This window comes from Aeromonas sp. 600282, from assembly GCF_049175755.1.
Taxonomy (GTDB): Bacteria; Pseudomonadota; Gammaproteobacteria; order Enterobacterales; family Aeromonadaceae; genus Aeromonas; species Aeromonas veronii_A.
The window spans coordinates 166014-181531 of sequence record NZ_JAAKVR010000003.1 but is presented as its reverse complement, the minus strand read 5'-3'; the positions used below and the strand labels follow the sequence as shown (position 1 = coordinate 181531).

General features: G+C 60.1%; 12 protein-coding genes. 9 read left to right on the top strand and 3 right to left on the bottom strand.

Annotation, left to right across the window (positions count from 1 at the left end):
- Positions 1–198: 198 nt before the first annotated feature.
- The gene (locus G5137_RS05275; protein ID WP_421206210.1) at positions 199–795 is read right to left on the bottom strand and encodes a hypothetical protein; all 597 of its coding nucleotides are present in this window, start codon (positions 793–795) and stop codon (positions 199–201) included.
- Positions 796–1053: 258 nt separating this feature from the next.
- Here G5137_RS05275 and G5137_RS05270 point away from each other — a divergent pair, with 258 nt between their 5' ends.
- Together G5137_RS05270 and G5137_RS05265 are read left to right on the top strand one after the other, a co-directional pair.
- On the top strand, positions 1054–1320 hold the full coding sequence (locus tag G5137_RS05270; RefSeq protein ID WP_005338367.1) for a helix-turn-helix domain-containing protein: 267 nt from the start codon (positions 1054–1056) through the stop codon (positions 1318–1320).
- A 199-nt stretch (positions 1321–1519) separates the two neighbouring features.
- On the top strand, positions 1520–2860 hold the full coding sequence (locus G5137_RS05265) for an APC family permease (RefSeq protein ID WP_005338365.1): 1341 nt from the start codon (positions 1520–1522) through the stop codon (positions 2858–2860).
- 72 nt (positions 2861–2932) lie between these two features.
- On the opposite strand, the gene G5137_RS05260 is transcribed toward G5137_RS05265, so the two are convergent.
- Together G5137_RS05260 and G5137_RS05255 are read right to left on the bottom strand one after the other, a co-directional pair.
- Positions 2933–3808 carry a patatin-like phospholipase family protein gene (locus G5137_RS05260; RefSeq protein WP_100654262.1) on the bottom strand — a complete coding sequence of 292 codons (876 nt, stop codon included), beginning with the start codon at positions 3806–3808 and terminating at the stop codon, positions 2933–2935.
- A 46-nt stretch (positions 3809–3854) separates the two neighbouring features.
- A complete protein-coding gene (locus tag G5137_RS05255) occupies positions 3855–5393 on the bottom strand; it encodes a sensor domain-containing diguanylate cyclase (RefSeq protein ID WP_421222771.1) in 1539 nt (512 codons plus the stop codon).
- 199 nt (positions 5394–5592) lie between these two features.
- Here G5137_RS05255 and G5137_RS05250 point away from each other — a divergent pair, with 199 nt between their 5' ends.
- The 7 genes from G5137_RS05250 to fliI all read left to right on the top strand — a co-directional run bounded on the left by G5137_RS05250 (position 5593) and on the right by fliI (position 15493).
- The gene (locus G5137_RS05250; protein WP_421255030.1) at positions 5593–6642 is read left to right on the top strand and encodes an efflux RND transporter periplasmic adaptor subunit; all 1050 of its coding nucleotides are present in this window, start codon (positions 5593–5595) and stop codon (positions 6640–6642) included.
- Positions 6642–9746 (top strand): efflux RND transporter permease subunit, encoded by a 3105-nt coding sequence (locus G5137_RS05245; RefSeq protein ID WP_421255029.1) that lies wholly within the window; start codon positions 6642–6644, stop codon positions 9744–9746. The genes G5137_RS05250 and G5137_RS05245 overlap by 1 nt, the downstream gene beginning before the upstream one ends.
- Positions 9747–10092: 346 nt before the next feature.
- The gene (gene fliE / locus G5137_RS05240) at positions 10093–10410 is read left to right on the top strand and encodes a flagellar hook-basal body complex protein FliE (RefSeq protein WP_042011636.1); all 318 of its coding nucleotides are present in this window, start codon (positions 10093–10095) and stop codon (positions 10408–10410) included.
- 45 nt (positions 10411–10455) lie between these two features.
- Positions 10456–12162, top strand: coding sequence for a flagellar basal-body MS-ring/collar protein FliF (fliF, locus tag G5137_RS05235; protein ID WP_216951817.1), 1707 nt, complete (start codon positions 10456–10458; stop codon positions 12160–12162).
- Positions 12155–13216 (top strand): flagellar motor switch protein FliG, encoded by a 1062-nt coding sequence (gene fliG, locus G5137_RS05230; protein WP_216951816.1) that lies wholly within the window; start codon positions 12155–12157, stop codon positions 13214–13216. Before fliF ends, fliG begins: the two co-directional genes overlap by 8 nt.
- Positions 13217–13284: 68 nt before the next feature.
- Positions 13285–14109, top strand: coding sequence for a flagellar assembly protein FliH (fliH, locus tag G5137_RS05225; protein ID WP_421222777.1), 825 nt, complete (start codon positions 13285–13287; stop codon positions 14107–14109).
- 52 nt (positions 14110–14161) lie between these two features.
- Complete coding sequence (gene fliI / locus G5137_RS05220; RefSeq protein ID WP_421254383.1) at positions 14162–15493, top strand: flagellar protein export ATPase FliI; 1332 nt, start codon at positions 14162–14164, stop codon at positions 15491–15493.
- The last annotated feature ends 25 nt before the right edge of the window (positions 15494–15518 follow it).

Genomic DNA, 15518 nt, shown 5'->3' with positions numbered 1-15518 from the left:
TACAACCGGGTTGCACACTCTCCTGGTGTGTCGAGTGCGCTGGCATGGCACGCAATGCGTGAGAAACCACTGCCAGGCAACTGATGTCATTCCGATGACGAGGCGCACTCTATGCCGATTTTAAAACATGATCAAGCTCACAAATGAGCCTTGTGGCAAATTGTGTCGTGACCTTAAATGGCTGTTTATCCAGATTAATTAGTGATCCAGATAGGCCCTGTGCAGTTTTTTTTCCAGTTTCATATAGGCCTGAACCCAGTCGGAGTGCGGGTTGGCAGGGTTTGCTCTGGCAGTGAACACCTCGAGGTAGTCTGCTTCCGTTGCACTTTTCAGCAGGGGAGTAAACGCCATCAGGTAGTGGCGGGCCAGATAGGGATCCAGGGGCCAGATGTTGAGGATGGCTCGTGCCACAGGCTGAACCGCGGCTGAACAGATGAAATGGCGGTGTCCCGCCTCCAGCCAGTCGGCCATCTCGCACATGCCCGATTCAGCTACCAGACCACCATCACCCGGGGCGCTTGCCAGCGCAATAGACTGGCCATTTACCGTGGTGAGCTCTTCATTGTTATGCAGGGCACCATCGTGGCTGCGCAAGGGTAGGTTATGCGATTCCTGTTCAAGAAACAGGCTGCAGCTCTCCGGCAGGGCGGCCAACAGCTCGCTGGCCTGGCTGGACATCAAGGCCGGAAGCCAGAATGCTTCGGCACGATATTGTGCACCTTGACTGAGCTGTTGTTGCAATTGGGCCGGGTCAGAAACCGGGTGCAGGCGAGAGATAATGCCGGGAAACGCCATACTTATTCCTCTTAATGGGTAGCTGGCGGATTATACGAGTTATTCTGGTGGCAACAATAAAGGTTTCTTTTCGAGACTGTTTACCTGAGACAGCTGAGCGATTACCATCCCCCGTTGAAGATAAGGGTTGTCGCCGAAAGGCGCTCATAAAGATAGAGGCTCGACCATAACGAGTCCGTACAAAACTGATACACTTGACTACGAGTCGTCGCGAAAAATAAAGACGGATTTAATCCGTCAAACGGAGTATGGAACATTATGAATTCAAATATCGTCACTGTTGGCAAGAAGATCCGTCAGATCCGTGAAGCGGTCGGTTTGAGCCGTCCGAAGTTTGCTGATTTGCTCGGTGTTCCCCCCACAACCCTGAAAAACTACGAGCTGGGTTACCGTGAAGTTGGGGGCGCCTTCCTGGTTGCCCTGGCGCACCACCCGGATCTGCACAAGTTCACCCTCTGGCTGCTGGCAGACAAGAAAGTCGCCGAAATCGGCCAGATTGGCCCGGATGACCTCGCCAAGGCGTGATCATCGATGTGAATAGAAATGCCGCCTTCGGGCGGTATTTTTTTTGGGTCGCCGATCGATATTTTGATCTAACACGCTTTGAATTATCCATGCAGGCCAACGAGAATAAGCGGCCCCGAAAAGTGGGCCCCTGGTGGTATCTGGCCACCTGAACACTATTACATTCAGGATGATATGAGCAATCGTATGGAGTATGGGTATGAGCAGTAATGAGTTGGATAAACGCTATGGCCTGATGACTGCCATTGCGATGGTGGTCGGCGTGGTGATCGGCTCCGGTGTCTTCTTCAAGGCCGATGATGTACTGCGTCTGACTGGCGGTAATCTGGCCATTGCGCTGCTGGCATGGGCGCTGGGGGCATTTTCGATGATCTTCGGCGCGCTGGTGTTTGCCGAGTTTGCCCAGCGGATCGAAAAGTCCAACGGTATCGTCGATTATGCCGAAGCGGCATACGGCAAAATGTTTGGTTATCTGGTGGGGTGGTTCAAAGGCGTACTCTATTACGCCCCTCTTTCCGCCATCCTTGCCTGGGTCGCCGCTCTGTACACCATGATCTTGCTTGGTAGTGATAATCCGACCAACTCTGGTGCGACCTGGATACTGGCGGCTGTCTATATGACGGTCACCTATCTGATCAACTTCTACACCCCGGTCCTGGCGGGGAAGCTGCAAGTGGGCTCTACCCTGATCAAGTTGATCCCGCTGATCCTGGTTGCCATTGTGGGCACCATTTCAGGCTTGCTCAATGGTGTCACCGTGACCAACTTTGTGCAGGCAATGGATGGGATAGGAAGCACCGGAGGCACGCTGGCCACGGCCGTGGTTGCCACCGCCTTCGCTTATGAGGGGTGGATCGCCGCCGTGACCATCAACAGCGAAATTCGCGATTCCAAGAAGAATCTGCCCAGAGCACTGGTGATTGGCACCCTGATAGTCTTTGTGGTCTATGTCACCTATTTTCTGGGGATCGCCAGCGTCTTGCCGACGGACGAGATAGTGGCGCAAGGGGATAACGCGGTTAATCTCGCGACAACCAGCCTGTTTGGCGGGACTGCCTCGACCATTTTGACCGTGTTCGTGATTATCTCCTGCCTCGGCACCCTCAATGGTTTGGTATTGGCGACCATGCGTATTCCCTACTCGCTGGCGATCCGCAATCAGGGGCCAGCCCCCAAGTGGATGAGCCGTATCGAACCGCATCACCACATGCCAATCAACTCGGCCCTCGCGGCAGCGCTGTTGTCGGTGATCTACTCAGTGCTGTGGTACTGCAGCATCAACGAGACATTCGGTCGTTACATCGCCCTGGACGAGATGCCGATCGTGCTGATTTATGGCCTCTATCTGTTCCTCTATGTCTGGTACATGCGCACCTTTACCGAGTTGGGCTGGATAAAGCGGTTTGTGATCCCGACCTGCGCCACCCTGGGCGCGCTCATCATTCTGTATGGCGGTATCACCAATCCCAGTCTGGGACTCTATCTGCTGGTCTCTGTGGGGGTGATTCTGCTCGGGTTGCTCTTCTACCGTAAGGAGTAACCGGGTAAGTAAGTTGAAAAAAAAAGCGCCGAATGGCGCTTTTTTCATGTGTAAACCGCTGCATGTCGACAACTAACTGCCCAGCAACCCGAGGCGGCCCAGTTCATCCTTGAGCTGATCGAGATTGCGCTCGACACAGGCTTCCCCCTCGTTGATAGCATCGCTGGCGCGATGAAAATCCATGATGGAGAAGCTGCCAAGGCGCGGGCAGAGCTGGATCTCCGGCGGGTCACCGGCCATCCGGGCGCGGGTGATCCGCTCCTGCATGATGTTGATGGAGCCACTCATCACGCTCCACAGACCGGGGGTGGCTGGCGCGGATTCACCGCGATTGAGCCACTGGCTGAGCAGACCGCCGCTGCCGGGTTGATCCGGCTCGTCGGTCCAGGGTTGGTGCATATCGGTGTTGAGGTTGACCGCAATCACCACCTCGGCCCCCATGGCGCGGGCCAGCGAGATGGGCACCGGATTGACCACGGCGCCATCGACCAGCCAGCGGTCGTTGATCCGGGTCGGGGTTAGGATCCCCGGCATACCACAGGAGGCGCGCACCGACTGGCGCAGCGGGCCCTGTTGCAGCCAGATCTCGCGGCCGGTATCGAGCTCGGTGGCGATGCAGGCGAAGGGGATGGGCAGGCTCTCGAGATCGGGATCCCCCAGATGGCTGGCGGCAAGACCAAACACCTTTTCGCCGCGAAACAGACCGCCGGAGAGGGCCGGGTCGAGCAGGCTGACCACCTGCAGGCGGGTAAAGCCGCGCACCCAGGTTTCCAGCCGATCTAGTTCTCCGGCGGCATAGGCGGCACCGACAAAGCTGCCGATGGAGCAGCCAGCGATCAAATCCGGTTTGATGCCGAGACGTTCAAGGGCGCGGATGACGCCGATATGGGCCCATCCTCTGGCGGCGCCGCTCCCGAGAGCGAGCCCAACGCGGGGTTTACGTGGCACGACAGTCCTCCAAAAAAGGGGTTGAGGGCTCAGCTTACTCCGAGAGTCAGGAGGCGTCATCCTGCCATCTTTCGCTGCGGTTGCGACCGTTGGCCTTGGCCTGATAGAGCGCCACATCGGCGCGGCGTACCGCTTCGTGCAGGGGAAGGTTCTCCTGGTGGGGGAGATAGCCGAGGCTGATGGTGACCTCTAGCTCGGGTTCGATGGCGGCCCAGTCGTGATCTGCCACCGCCTTTCTCAGCCGCTCCGCCAGCTCGCCGAGCTGCGTTGCATCTGCGCGGCCAATCAGCAGCAGAAACTCTTCGCCCCCCCAGCGGATCAGGCGATCTGTGGGCCTAAGTTGCTGCTGGCAGATCTGCACCAGCCGGATCAGCACGATATCGCCGACTGCATGGCCGAAGTTGTCATTGACCCGTTTGAAGTGATCCGCATCGAACATCAGGATCCCCGCTTGCAACCGGGCCAGCTCTCCCGCCTGCTCCAGCAGCACCAGATAGTGGCGGTTGAAGGCGCCGGTGAGGGCATCGTGGCAGGAGAGGTAATTGAGCCGCTCGTTGAGGCGATGGGATCTCAGGTTGGAGAGGGCGGCCAGCAGCATAAAGAGGATGGCGAGCAGGGTCGGCGTGGACTGGCAGAGCATGGCCCACACCAGCGGCAGCAGGGTGACGTTGTGCACCAGTCGCAACGGGGTATCTGGGATTGCCATGGTCAGCTGCAATGTGCCTTGCCGCCATTGATATTCGCCGGTCGGTTCGGTGTTTTGCGGCGCCACGGGTTGGCGCGCGCTGCTGGCCAGCACCTGGTGGTACTGATTGAGCAGCAGATATTCCCCCAGCGCCGGGGTCATCTGATCGAGCTGCTGCTGCAGGCGGGCGAGCAGCACATCCATGTTGATCATTCCCACCAGAGTTCCCTCTTTGTAGAGGGGCTGGGACATGGTGACCATGGGGCCGCGCCCGATAAAGTCCTCATAGGGGCGCGAGAGAACGGTCTTCTTGTCCGGATTGGTGCTGTGCAGCGCATCTTGCCAGAAGCTCTTCTGGTAGATGGTGGGATAAAAGCGAAACCGGCTGGAGGGTTGCCAAGGGTAGAGATAGATAAAGTTGTCCACACCGGTGAAGTAGACCCAGGCGATCTCGTTGCCAAGGCGCTGGCTGGCGGTGGCAAGCAAGGGGGAGAGGCTCAGGGCCAGATGAATGCGTGCCTCACGCTCGCTGCCGGGGGGCGGCAGCGGGCCATCACCGGTGAGGTTGCCTGCCAGTCCGGCCGGCAAATCACCGGGGAGCTTGTCGAGAGCCAGCCCCTCTGGCAGCGCCTCGATATGGCGATAGAGCTGGCGGGTGAGCACCGACTGGGGGTCGCTGCGCAGTCGCTCCTCAGCCTGCCCGCGCATCGCCTCCAGAAATACTTCGGTCCGTTTGAACCGATCCCGCAGGTAGATGGCACTGTTGAGGGTATCGCTTTGATAGAGGCGTTCAATCTGTTTCAGGCTTTGCCACAAAGTCAAACCAATCAGCAGGATGACCACGGCGAACAGGAGCCAGGTCAGGCGTGTGAGAAAACGGTGGCCAGACATGTTGGGCATAGGCAGTCAGTCGGGTTGCGAAGGAAATTGTCGTTAGTGTATGCGATGTGGTGTGAAAACAAACTGAACTACCTGAAACCGGGTGAGTTCACCATGCACCTGTTACGTTTTGTCACATTTATACATAGTCACGGCATAGTCTGGGGCTAAAATGGCCCCCACTCAGATTTCCCCTTCTTAACACTTCATGGATTGTTTGATGAAAATGCGTATCTGGATTGGCCTCGGCCTGCTCTCTCTGGTAGCGGCCATCTGGTGGGCGGTTGGCCACTTGCAACCAGCAGCCAAAGCCCCTTCCCGCGAGATAAATATTCGTACCCAGACCGTCGAGCAGAGTCTGGCCGAGCCGACTCTCAAGCTGGTAGGTAAACTGGCGGCCAACCACTCGGTGGTGATCACTCCCGAGGTGACCGGGCGCCTGGTCAAGATTGCGGTGCAGTCGGGTCAGCAGGTCAACAAGGGCGATACGCTGGTCGCGCTGGATGCGGGCAAGCAACAGGCGGAGCTGGCCGAGCAGAGTGCCAGTCTGCGCGACGAGAATCGCAAGCTGACCGAAATGCGCAAGCTGGTCGCCCGTGGAGCCGTCACCCAGTCGGTGCTGGAGGGGCAGGAGGCCACCGTTGATCAGGTGCAGGCGCGGGTCGATGCCACCCGTTACGAACTCTCCCTGCGCACTCTCACCGCTCCCTTTGCCGGTACCGTGAGCCTGATTGATTTGAGCGAAGGGGCCCTGGTCAATAGCGGCGATACCCTGCTGCACCTCGACGATATCGACACCCTGCGCCTCGATCTGGCAGTGCCGGAGCGCTACCTTTCCCTGCTGCGCCCCGGCATGGCGGTGACAGCGACCAGCGCAGCCTGGCCGGATCAGCGCTTTAACGGCACCCTCACCACCCTCGATAGCCGTATCTCCAACGAGACCCAGAACATCAAGGCGAGGGTCGAGTTACCCAATAATAACGGCCAGTTGCGCCCGGGCATGCTGCTCAACGTGGAGCTCTTGCTCCCTTCCCGCCAGCTCACTCTGATCCCTGCCCAGTCGGTGGAGTACGCCGGCGAGCAGCGTTTCGTCTATCGCCTTGAGGCCGATGGCCGGGTCAAGCGGGTGCCAGTGGTGCTCGGCGAGACCGAGGGTGAGACTGTCTGGGTTACCGAGGGGCTGAAAGTCGGCGATCGCATCGTGGTCGAGGGGCTGGTCAACTTGCGTGATGGTGCCAAGGTGCACGATCTGGCGGAGGTAAATGGCTGATGTGGCTCTCCGATATCTCAGTACGCCGACCGCTGGTGGCGGTGGTGCTCAGTGCCCTGCTCAGCGTGTTCGGTCTGGTCGCTTTTAGCAAATTGACGGTGCGGGAGATGCCGGACGTGCAGATCCCGTCGGTCTCCATCACCACCACCTATGAGGGCGCGGCTCCCGCAGTGATGGAGAGTCAGGTCACCAAGCCCATCGAGGATCAGCTCTCCGGCATCAGCGGTATCAAGAATATCAACTCGGTGACCCGCAAGGGGCGCTCGATGATCACGGTGGAGTTCAAGCTTGGCTGGAACATGGTGGAGGGGGTCTCCGATGTGCGCGACGCCCTGACTCGCGCCAAGAGCAAGCTGCCGGAGGATGCCGACGAACCGCTGGTGACCAAGGATAGCGGCAGCGGTGATGTGGCGGTCTGGCTCAACTTCAGCAGCAGCCAGATGGATCGTACCGCCATGACCGACTACGCCACCCGGGTGCTGGTCGACCCCTTGAGCCTGGTGGACGGGGTGAGTGAAGTGGCGCTCTCCGGCGATCTGACGCAGGTGATGTATGTGCGGTTGAGGCCGGCCGATATGGCGGCCCGCGGCGTGACGGTGGCGGATGTGCAGGATGCCCTCAAGCGCGAGAACATCGAGCTGCCGGGTGGCGAGATCCGCAACAACTCCATGACCATGTCGGTGCAGATTGCCCGGCTCTACCACACCGCCGAAGATTTCCAGCAGTTGCAGGTCCGTACCGCGACCAACGGTCAGAGTGTCTATCTGGCCGATATTGCCGATGTGGAGGTGGGAGCCAAGAACGAAGACAGCGCCTACCAGCGCAATGGCCGCGAGAGTCTGGGTATCGGCATCGTCGCCCAGTCCACCGCCAACCCGCTGGCGGTGGCACAGGGGGTGGAGAAGAAGCTGGTGGAGATGCAGCGCTTCCTGCCGGAGGGGGCCACCCTTGAGGTTGACTACGACTCCACCATCTTTATCAAGCAGGCCATCGACGAGGTATATGAGACACTGGCCATCTGTGCCGTGCTGGTGGTGGCAGTGCTCTATCTGTTCCTCGGGCAGGGGCGCACCACACTCATTCCGGCCATCACGGTCCCGGTGTCGCTCATCTCCGCCTTTATCGGCGCCTGGTATCTCGGTTTTTCCATCAACCTCATCACCCTGCTGGCGCTTATTCTCGCCATCGGTCTGGTGGTGGATGATGCCATCGTGGTGGTGGAGAACATTCACCACCATCTGCAGCGGGGTGAGCCCCCCCTGCTGGCGGCCTGGCACGGCACCCGCGAGGTGGGCTTTGCGGTCATCGCTACCACCGCCGTGCTGGTAATGGTCTTTATTCCCATCGCTTTTATGGATGGTATGGTGGGCAGGCTCTTTACCGAGTTTGCGATGTTGCTTTCGTTGGCGGTGCTCTGCTCCTCGCTGGTGGCGCTGACCCTCACGCCAGCCATGGGCTCCTGGCTGATGCGCCCGCTCGACAAGCCGAACCGGCTGACGGCGGCCCTCGATCGCGCTTTGGGCCGGATGGAGGGGCACTATCGTCATCTGCTGCAGGGGCTGCTGCGTCGCTCGCGCTGGATGCCGCTGGCGCTGCTGCTCTGTCTGGCCGGTATCGGTGCCCTCTTTACCCAGCTGCCTAGCAGTCTCACCCCGACGGAGGATCGCGGTGTGGTCTTCGTCTTCGTCAAGGGGGCGGAGGGGACCAGCATCGAGCGGATGAAGCGCAACATGCAGCAGGTGGAATCGACCATCATGCCGATGCTGGGCCAGGGGGTGGTCAAGGCGATGAGCTTCAGTACCCCCGCCTTTGGCCGTGGCGGCGATCAGACCGGCATGGTGATCATCCAGCTCACCGACTGGGCCGAGCGTGATGTGACCGCCACCGAGTTTTCCCGCTCGCTCGGGGCCAAGCTGTCGGTTATTCCCGATGTGATGATCCGCACCTTCCAGCCAGGCTTCCGTGGCGGCTCTACCGCTGCGGTGCAGTTCGTGCTGCAGGGCAACGACTATGCCGAGCTCTACCAGCAGGGGCTGGAGCTGCAAAAAGCAGCGCAGGCCAGTGGCCTGATGATAAGCCCGGATCTCGACTACGCCGAGAAAACGCCGGAGCTGCAGGTGACCGTCTCGCGCGACAGCGCCAGCCAGCTCGGCATACCGGTCTCCACCGTTGCCAGCACCCTGCAGGCGATGTTGGGCGGGGTGAGCAAGACCACCTATGTGGACAGGGGCGAGGAGTATGACGTCTACCTGCGCGCCAACCAGAAGGAGTTCAACGGCATCTCGGATCTCGGCCGCATCTACCTGAAGGCGGCCAATGGCGAGATGGTGAGCCTTTCGACGCTGGCGACCGTCAAGCAGGTGGCGACCGCCAACCGCCTCAACCACTATCAACGCCAGAAGGCGGTGACCCTGACCGCCGATGTGGCACCGGATCACACTCTGGGCGAGGCGCTCGACTTCCTCGATGGCTGGGCCAACGAGCATCTGCCGAGCGGTATGACGGTGGATTACGCCGGTGACTCCAAGGATTACCGCGACAATCAGGGGGAGATGGCGATGGTCTTCGGCCTCGCCCTGCTGGTGGTCTATCTGGTGCTGGTGGCCCAGTTCGAGAGCACCCTCACCCCGACTGTGGTGATGATGACGGTGCCGCTCGGCATCTTCGGCGGTCTGCTTGGCCTCTGGTTGACGGGGCAGGAGATGAGCATCTACAGCCAGATCGGGATGATCATGCTGATCGGCATGGTGACCAAGAACGGTATTCTCATCGTCGAGTTCATCAACCAGTTGCGTCAGCGCGGTGAAGGATTCGAAGAGGCGATCATCGCGGGTTCGGTGCGCCGTCTGCGGCCGATCTTGATGACCTCGCTCACCGCCATCATCGGCGCTGTGCCGCTGATGCTCTCCATGGGGGCTGGCTACGAGAGCCGGATGGCGGTGGGGACCGTGGTCTTCTTCGGTCTCTCCCTGGCGACCCTGGTTACCCTGCTGGTGGTGCCCGCCACCTACCACCTGATCGCCCGTCACGCCAGCATGACCGGGCAGCGGGATCAGCAGGTAGATGAGGCGCTGGCCGCCAGGGGGGACACTTCTGAGCCATAACGGCAGTGTCCGATGCCAGCTTTGACTGGGGCCGCGGAGCGTATCAGTCCGCACCCGCAAGCGTGTAGAGCCCGATAGCCGGCTCTGCACGCACCATCCCCCCGGACTGATAGCCCGTCGAGTGGTTAATCTTTACAACAAACCACTGGTCAAGTGGCTCGACAAACATCACGGTTCTACGGTGTGGCCGGTTACGGAGCCGTGCCGTGCGTGAAGCGGCCTATTCCCCGATCCCCCTCATCATCTCTTTCTCCCCTCCATTTCTGCGGCTTGAGATCGTTTTTACCTAATTGGCACTTTTATTGCTTTGGTCCGTCAGCGTCAATGATTTGTCTGGGGACAGAAAATGGAAATTAGTGCAAGCAGCCTGATGCAAGAGATGCAGGCTCTCAAGGTAGAGGCCGGTGCAACCCCGCTGTCACAGCCTGGCCGTCAGGTGACCTCCGATTTTGGCCTGCTGTTGCAGCAAGCACTCGGTAACGTCAACGAGTTGCAGGGCGCAGCCAATGATCTGCGCACCCGTTTCGATATGGGCGACAAGTCGGTGGATCTGGCCGAGGTGATGATCGCGGGCCAAAAATCCTCCATCGCCTTTGAGGCGACGGTGCAAGTGCGCAACAAGATGGTTGATGCCTACAAAACCATCATGAATATGCCGGTCTGAGCGATGACCGTGCATCATGACATGTCAGCAATAAGGACATAAATCGTGGCTACTGACCAAAATGGCGATCTGCTGATAAACGATGAGGGCACCGCCGCCCTCGATGCCAACGAGCAGAAGAGCTCGGCACTGGGATTCTTGTCCAATACCGATGTACTGCGCCAGATCACTCTGATCCTGGGGCTTGCCATCTGCCTCGCCATCGCCGTCTTCATCCTGCTGTGGGGCAAGGAGCCGGATATGCGCCCTCTTGGCACCTATACCACTCAGGAGCTGGTGAAGACTCTCGACTTCCTCGATCAGCAGAAGATCCCCTATGAGGTCGATGGCAAGAGCGTGCTGGTCAGTGCCGAGAACTTTGCCAGTATCCGGTTGGCACTGACCCGGGCCGGCCTCACCAATGCGGCCGATGTAGCCAATGGTGGAGAGGATATTCTGCTCAAGGACTCCAGTTTCGGTGTCAGCCAGCGGATGGAGGCCGAGCGGCTCAAGTTGAGTCGCGAGCGCCAGTTGGCGAGCGCCATTGAACAGTTCCAGAATGTGGCCAAGGCCCAGGTGCTGCTGGCCATCCCCAAAGATAACGTCTTTGCCCGCAACGAGCGCAAGCCCAGTGCTACCGTGGTACTCAACCTGAAAGGGGCGGCACTGGGGCAGGGGGAGGTGGACTCCATCGTCGATATGGTGGCCTCTGCGGTACATGGCCTGGAGCCGACTCGTGTCACCGTCACCGACCAGAATGGCCGCCTGCTTAATTCCGGCTCCCAGGATCCCGTCTCTGCCCAGACGCGCAAGGAATTTGCGATGCAACAGAAGCAGGAGCTGGAGTACAAGCAAAAAATTGACGCCATTCTGATCCCGGTGCTTGGCGCCGACAATTATACGGCGGAAGTGGATCTCTCCCTCGACTTCTCCCAGCAGGAGCAGACCCGCAAAACCTACAACCCGGATCTGCCTGCAGTGCGCTCCGAGATGACGTTGGAAGAGAACAGCTCCGGCGGCAGCAATGGCGGAGTGCCGGGGGCTCTCAGCAACCAGCCCCCTGCCGCGTCCAATATTCCTGAACAGGCCACTGGCGGTGATGGGGCCAGCGTTGCTGCCTCGGGGCGTTCTCGCAAAGAGGCGACCCGCAACTTCGAACTGGATACCACCGTCAGCCATACCCGGCGCCAGATGGGGGGCATTCGCCGCATGACCGTCTCGGTCGCGGTGGATTACAAGGCGGTGCCCGGTGCCGACGGGGCTGTGACCCGCGAAGCGCGCACCCAGGCGGAACTCGATACCCTGCGCCGTTTGCTGAGCGGTGGCCTTGGCTTTGATGTGACCCGTGGTGATACCCTCGAGGTGGTCGCCATTCCGTTCAATCGTCCCGAGCTTGATACCGTGGCCGAGGTGCCGCTCTACGATCAGCCCTGGTTCTGGCGTGCGGTACGGATTGCCGCCTCGGTACTGGTGATTATTGTCTTGATCGTCACCGTGGTTCGCCCCATGCTCAAGCGGTTGCTCTATCCGGATGCCAAGCCGGAAGGGGAAGTTGACTTTGACAACCACACCGTATTGGGTGGTGACGACGAGCTCAGCTTGCTGGCAGCCCAGGTTGAGGGAGAGCAGGTATTCGGGGTGCGCGATGGTCAGCTGAAACTGCCGGATCTGCACCGTGACGAAGATTTGCTCAAGGCGGTGCGTGCGCTGGTGGCGAACGAACCGGATCTGGCCGCTCAGGTCATTAAAGAGTGGGTAACCAAAGATGCCTGAAGAAACTAAAAGCCAGGTGACCGGCAACGACATTACCGACAGCCAGCGCCAGTTGCTGGATCAGATGTCCGGTATGGAGATGGCGGCTGTATTGATGTTGAGCCTCAACGAAGAGGATGCCGCCCAGATCTTCCGCCATCTCGAACCCAAGCAGGTGCAGCGGCTCGGTATGTCGATGGCCTCCATGTCCGATTTCAGTCACGATCGGGTGGCGGCGGTGCACCGTCAATTCATCGACGATATCCAGAAGTACACCAACATAGGTATCGGTAGTGAAGACTTTGTGCGCAAGGCGTTGGTGGCGGCCCTTGGCGAGGACAAGGCGAGCAATCTGGTGGACCAGATCATTCTCGGTTCCGGCGCCCGTGGCCTCGATTCGCTCAAGTGGATGGATGCCCGTCAGGTGGCCAGCATCATCCAGAACGAACACCCGCAGATCCAGACCATAGTGCTCTCCTATCTGGAGCCGGAGCAGTCCGCCGAGATCCTGAGCCAGTTCCCGGAGCAGGTGCGCCTCGATCTGGTGATGCGTATCGCCAACCTCGAAGAGGTACAACCGGCGGCACTGCAAGAGTTGAACGACATCATGGAGAAACAGTTCGCCGGTGCGGCCGGTGCCCAGGCAGCCAAGATGGGCGGCCTGAAGGCAGCCGCCAACATCATGAACTATCTGGATACCAATATCGAAGGCCAGTTGATGGACTCCATCCGCGAGTCGGACGAAGAGATGAGCCAGCAGATCCAGGATTTGATGTTCGTGTTCGAAAACCTCATCGATGTGGACGATCGCGGTATCCAGACTCTGCTGCGGGAAGTGCCTGGGGATCTGTTGCAGCGCGCCCTCAAGGGGTCCGACGATCAGATGCGCGAGAAGATCTTCAAGAACATGTCGAAACGGGCGGCAGAAATGCTGGCAGACGATCTGGAGGCCATGGGGCCGATCCGGGTCTCCGAGGTGGAGGCTGCCCAGAAGGAGATCCTCTCCATCGCCCGCCGTCTGGCGGATGCCGGCGAGATCATGCTGGGTTCCGGCGGTGGCGAGGAGTTCCTCTAAGCCATGGCCCATAAACCGAATTGCGATGCCAAACCCGCATCAGGCAGTGGTGAGGAGCCGCGCAAAGCATGAACAACAAACTGCGTGGGTATGTGCTCCCCGAGGGCGATGATGCCCGGGTTGAGACCTGGGGCTGGCCCGAGATGGAGGTCGAGGTAGAGGCGGGAGCGCCTACCAATGCCCTTGGCCTGGCCCCTGACTGGTATCAGCAGGAAGAGGAGGTGGTGGAGCCGGAGCCCGAACAGGAGCCGGCCCCCAGCATCACCGCCGAAGAGCTTGAAGCGATCCGTCAGGCTGCCTGGGAAGAGGGGATGGCCGAGGGGCGCGAGTCCGGTTATGCCAAGGGGATGGAAGAGGGCAAGCTGGAAGGATTGCAACAGGGCCACTCTGCCGGTCTCGAACAGGGGCGCGAGGAGGGGCTGGCTATGGGGCGCGAGCTGGTGGAGCAGGAGATCGCCCACTGGCAGGGGCTCGCCGCCCGCCTTGCCAATCCGCTTAACGAGCTGGATCAGGCGGTGGAGCAGCAGTTGGTCTCGCTGGTGATGCAACTGGCTCGTGCGCTTATTCGTCACGAAGCGGAGACCTCCCCCCGCATTCTGCTGGAGGCGCTTAAAGAGGGGCTGGCCTTGCTGCCTGCCGCCGAACAGGGGGTGACTCTGATGCTGCATCCCGACGATATCGCGCGAATCGAACAGGCATTTGGCGCCGACGAGTGCGCCAAGCGCCACTGGCGATTGCAGAGCGATCCCACCCTCTCCCCCGGCGATCTGCAATTGGCTACCGAGCTCTCCAGCATCGATTTGACCCTCTCCGGGCGCATCGATCAGTTGCTGCGCAACTTCTTGCGGGACAATGCGTCGCAGAAACCGGCTTCGCAGGATCCACGCCCATAACCGATGCCGGACGTTGCTGTCCGGCTGCACTTTTTAGCTCTCAGGAGGCCAGATGAGCGGCTCGCTACTGAACCGGTTGCAAGGGTACAAGGTACGCGACAGCGCCCCCAAACCGCCGGTCGCCGGTAAATTGACCCGGGTGGTGGGGCTGACCCTCGAAGCCATCGGCTGCCGTGCCGCCATCGGTGCCCTCTGCCGTATCGATACCCTTGATGGGACGCTGGAGGCTGAGGTGGTCGGCTTCTCTGGCGATCGCCTCTATCTTATGCCGAGCGAGCAGCTCAAGGGGGTCATTCCCGGTGCTCGGGTGGTGCCCATCACCGAAGAGCACGGTATTCCTGTTGGCATGAACCTGCTTGGTCGGGTCATCGACGGCATCGGCCAGCCACTCGATGGGCTCGGCCCCATTTTCTCCTCCCAGACCGTGCAGTTTGCCCAGCATCGCATCAACCCGCTCTCTCGCCGCCCGATCCATCAACCGATGGATGTCGGGGTGCGCGCCATCAACGCCGTGCTGACGGTGGGTCAGGGCCAGCGGATGGGGCTGTTTGCCGGTTCCGGTGTCGGTAAATCGGTGCTGCTTGGCATGATGACTCGCGGCTCGGTGGCGGATGTGGTGGTGGTCGGCCTCATCGGTGAACGGGGCCGGGAGGTGAAAGAGTTTATCGAGGACATTCTGGGGGAGGAGGGGCGTGCCCGCTCCGTGGTGGTGGCCGCTCCCGCCGATGCTTCGCCGCTGATGCGGCTCAAGGGGTGTGAAACGGCGCTGGCCATTGCCGAGTATTTTCGCGATCAGGGGCTCAATGTGCTGCTCTTGATGGATTCGCTGACCCGTTACGCCCAGGCTCAGCGGGAAATCGCACTGGCGGTGGGCGAGCCGCCAGCGACCAAGGGCTATCCACCGTCGGTATTTGCCAAATTACCGGCGCTGGTAGAGCGGGCTGGTAACGGCAGCGACGGCCAGGGCTCCATCACCGCCTTCTTCACCGTACTGACCGAGGGGGATGACCTGCAAGATCCCATTGCCGATGCGGCGCGGGCGATCCTCGATGGCCACATAGTTCTGTCGCGCGATCTGGCCGATGCAGGCCACTATCCGGCCATTGACATCGAGAAATCCATCAGCCGGGTTATGCCCATGGTCACTTCACCTGAGCACATGGAGTTGGCGCGCACCCTCAAGCAGTTTTACTCCCTCTATCAGCAGAACCGGGATCTCATCACCATCGGTGCCTACAGTCAGGGTTCCGACCCCCGCATCGACCGCGCCATCATTCAAAAACCCTACCTGGATCAGTTCTTGCAGCAGGGGATGCGCGAGGTCATTCACTACGATGATGGCCTGCAAGCCTTGCAGATGGTGGCGATGCCCTTGATGCGTTGATGACGGTTGGGAAGAGAGGGTGCGG

What these genes read in the sequence shown, in the direction of transcription:
- G5137_RS05245 (WP_421255029.1), top strand. Translation starts at nt 6,642, where the DNA reads ATGTGGCTCTCCGATATCTCAGTACGCCGACCGCTGGTGGCGGTGGTG.
- G5137_RS05250 (WP_421255030.1), top strand. Translation starts at nt 5,593, where the DNA reads ATGAAAATGCGTATCTGGATTGGCCTCGGCCTGCTCTCTCTGGTAGCG.
- fliE (WP_042011636.1), top strand. Translation starts at nt 10,093, where the DNA reads ATGGAAATTAGTGCAAGCAGCCTGATGCAAGAGATGCAGGCTCTCAAG.
- G5137_RS05275 (WP_421206210.1), bottom strand. Translation starts at nt 795, where the DNA reads ATGGCGTTTCCCGGCATTATCTCTCGCCTGCACCCGGTTTCTGACCCG.
- fliI (WP_421254383.1), top strand. Translation starts at nt 14,162, where the DNA reads ATGAGCGGCTCGCTACTGAACCGGTTGCAAGGGTACAAGGTACGCGAC.
- fliG (WP_216951816.1), top strand. Translation starts at nt 12,155, where the DNA reads ATGCCTGAAGAAACTAAAAGCCAGGTGACCGGCAACGACATTACCGAC.
- G5137_RS05270 (WP_005338367.1), top strand. Translation starts at nt 1,054, where the DNA reads ATGAATTCAAATATCGTCACTGTTGGCAAGAAGATCCGTCAGATCCGT.
- G5137_RS05255 (WP_421222771.1), bottom strand. Translation starts at nt 5,393, where the DNA reads ATGCCCAACATGTCTGGCCACCGTTTTCTCACACGCCTGACCTGGCTC.
- fliH (WP_421222777.1), top strand. Translation starts at nt 13,285, where the DNA reads ATGAACAACAAACTGCGTGGGTATGTGCTCCCCGAGGGCGATGATGCC.
- G5137_RS05265 (WP_005338365.1), top strand. Translation starts at nt 1,520, where the DNA reads ATGAGCAGTAATGAGTTGGATAAACGCTATGGCCTGATGACTGCCATT.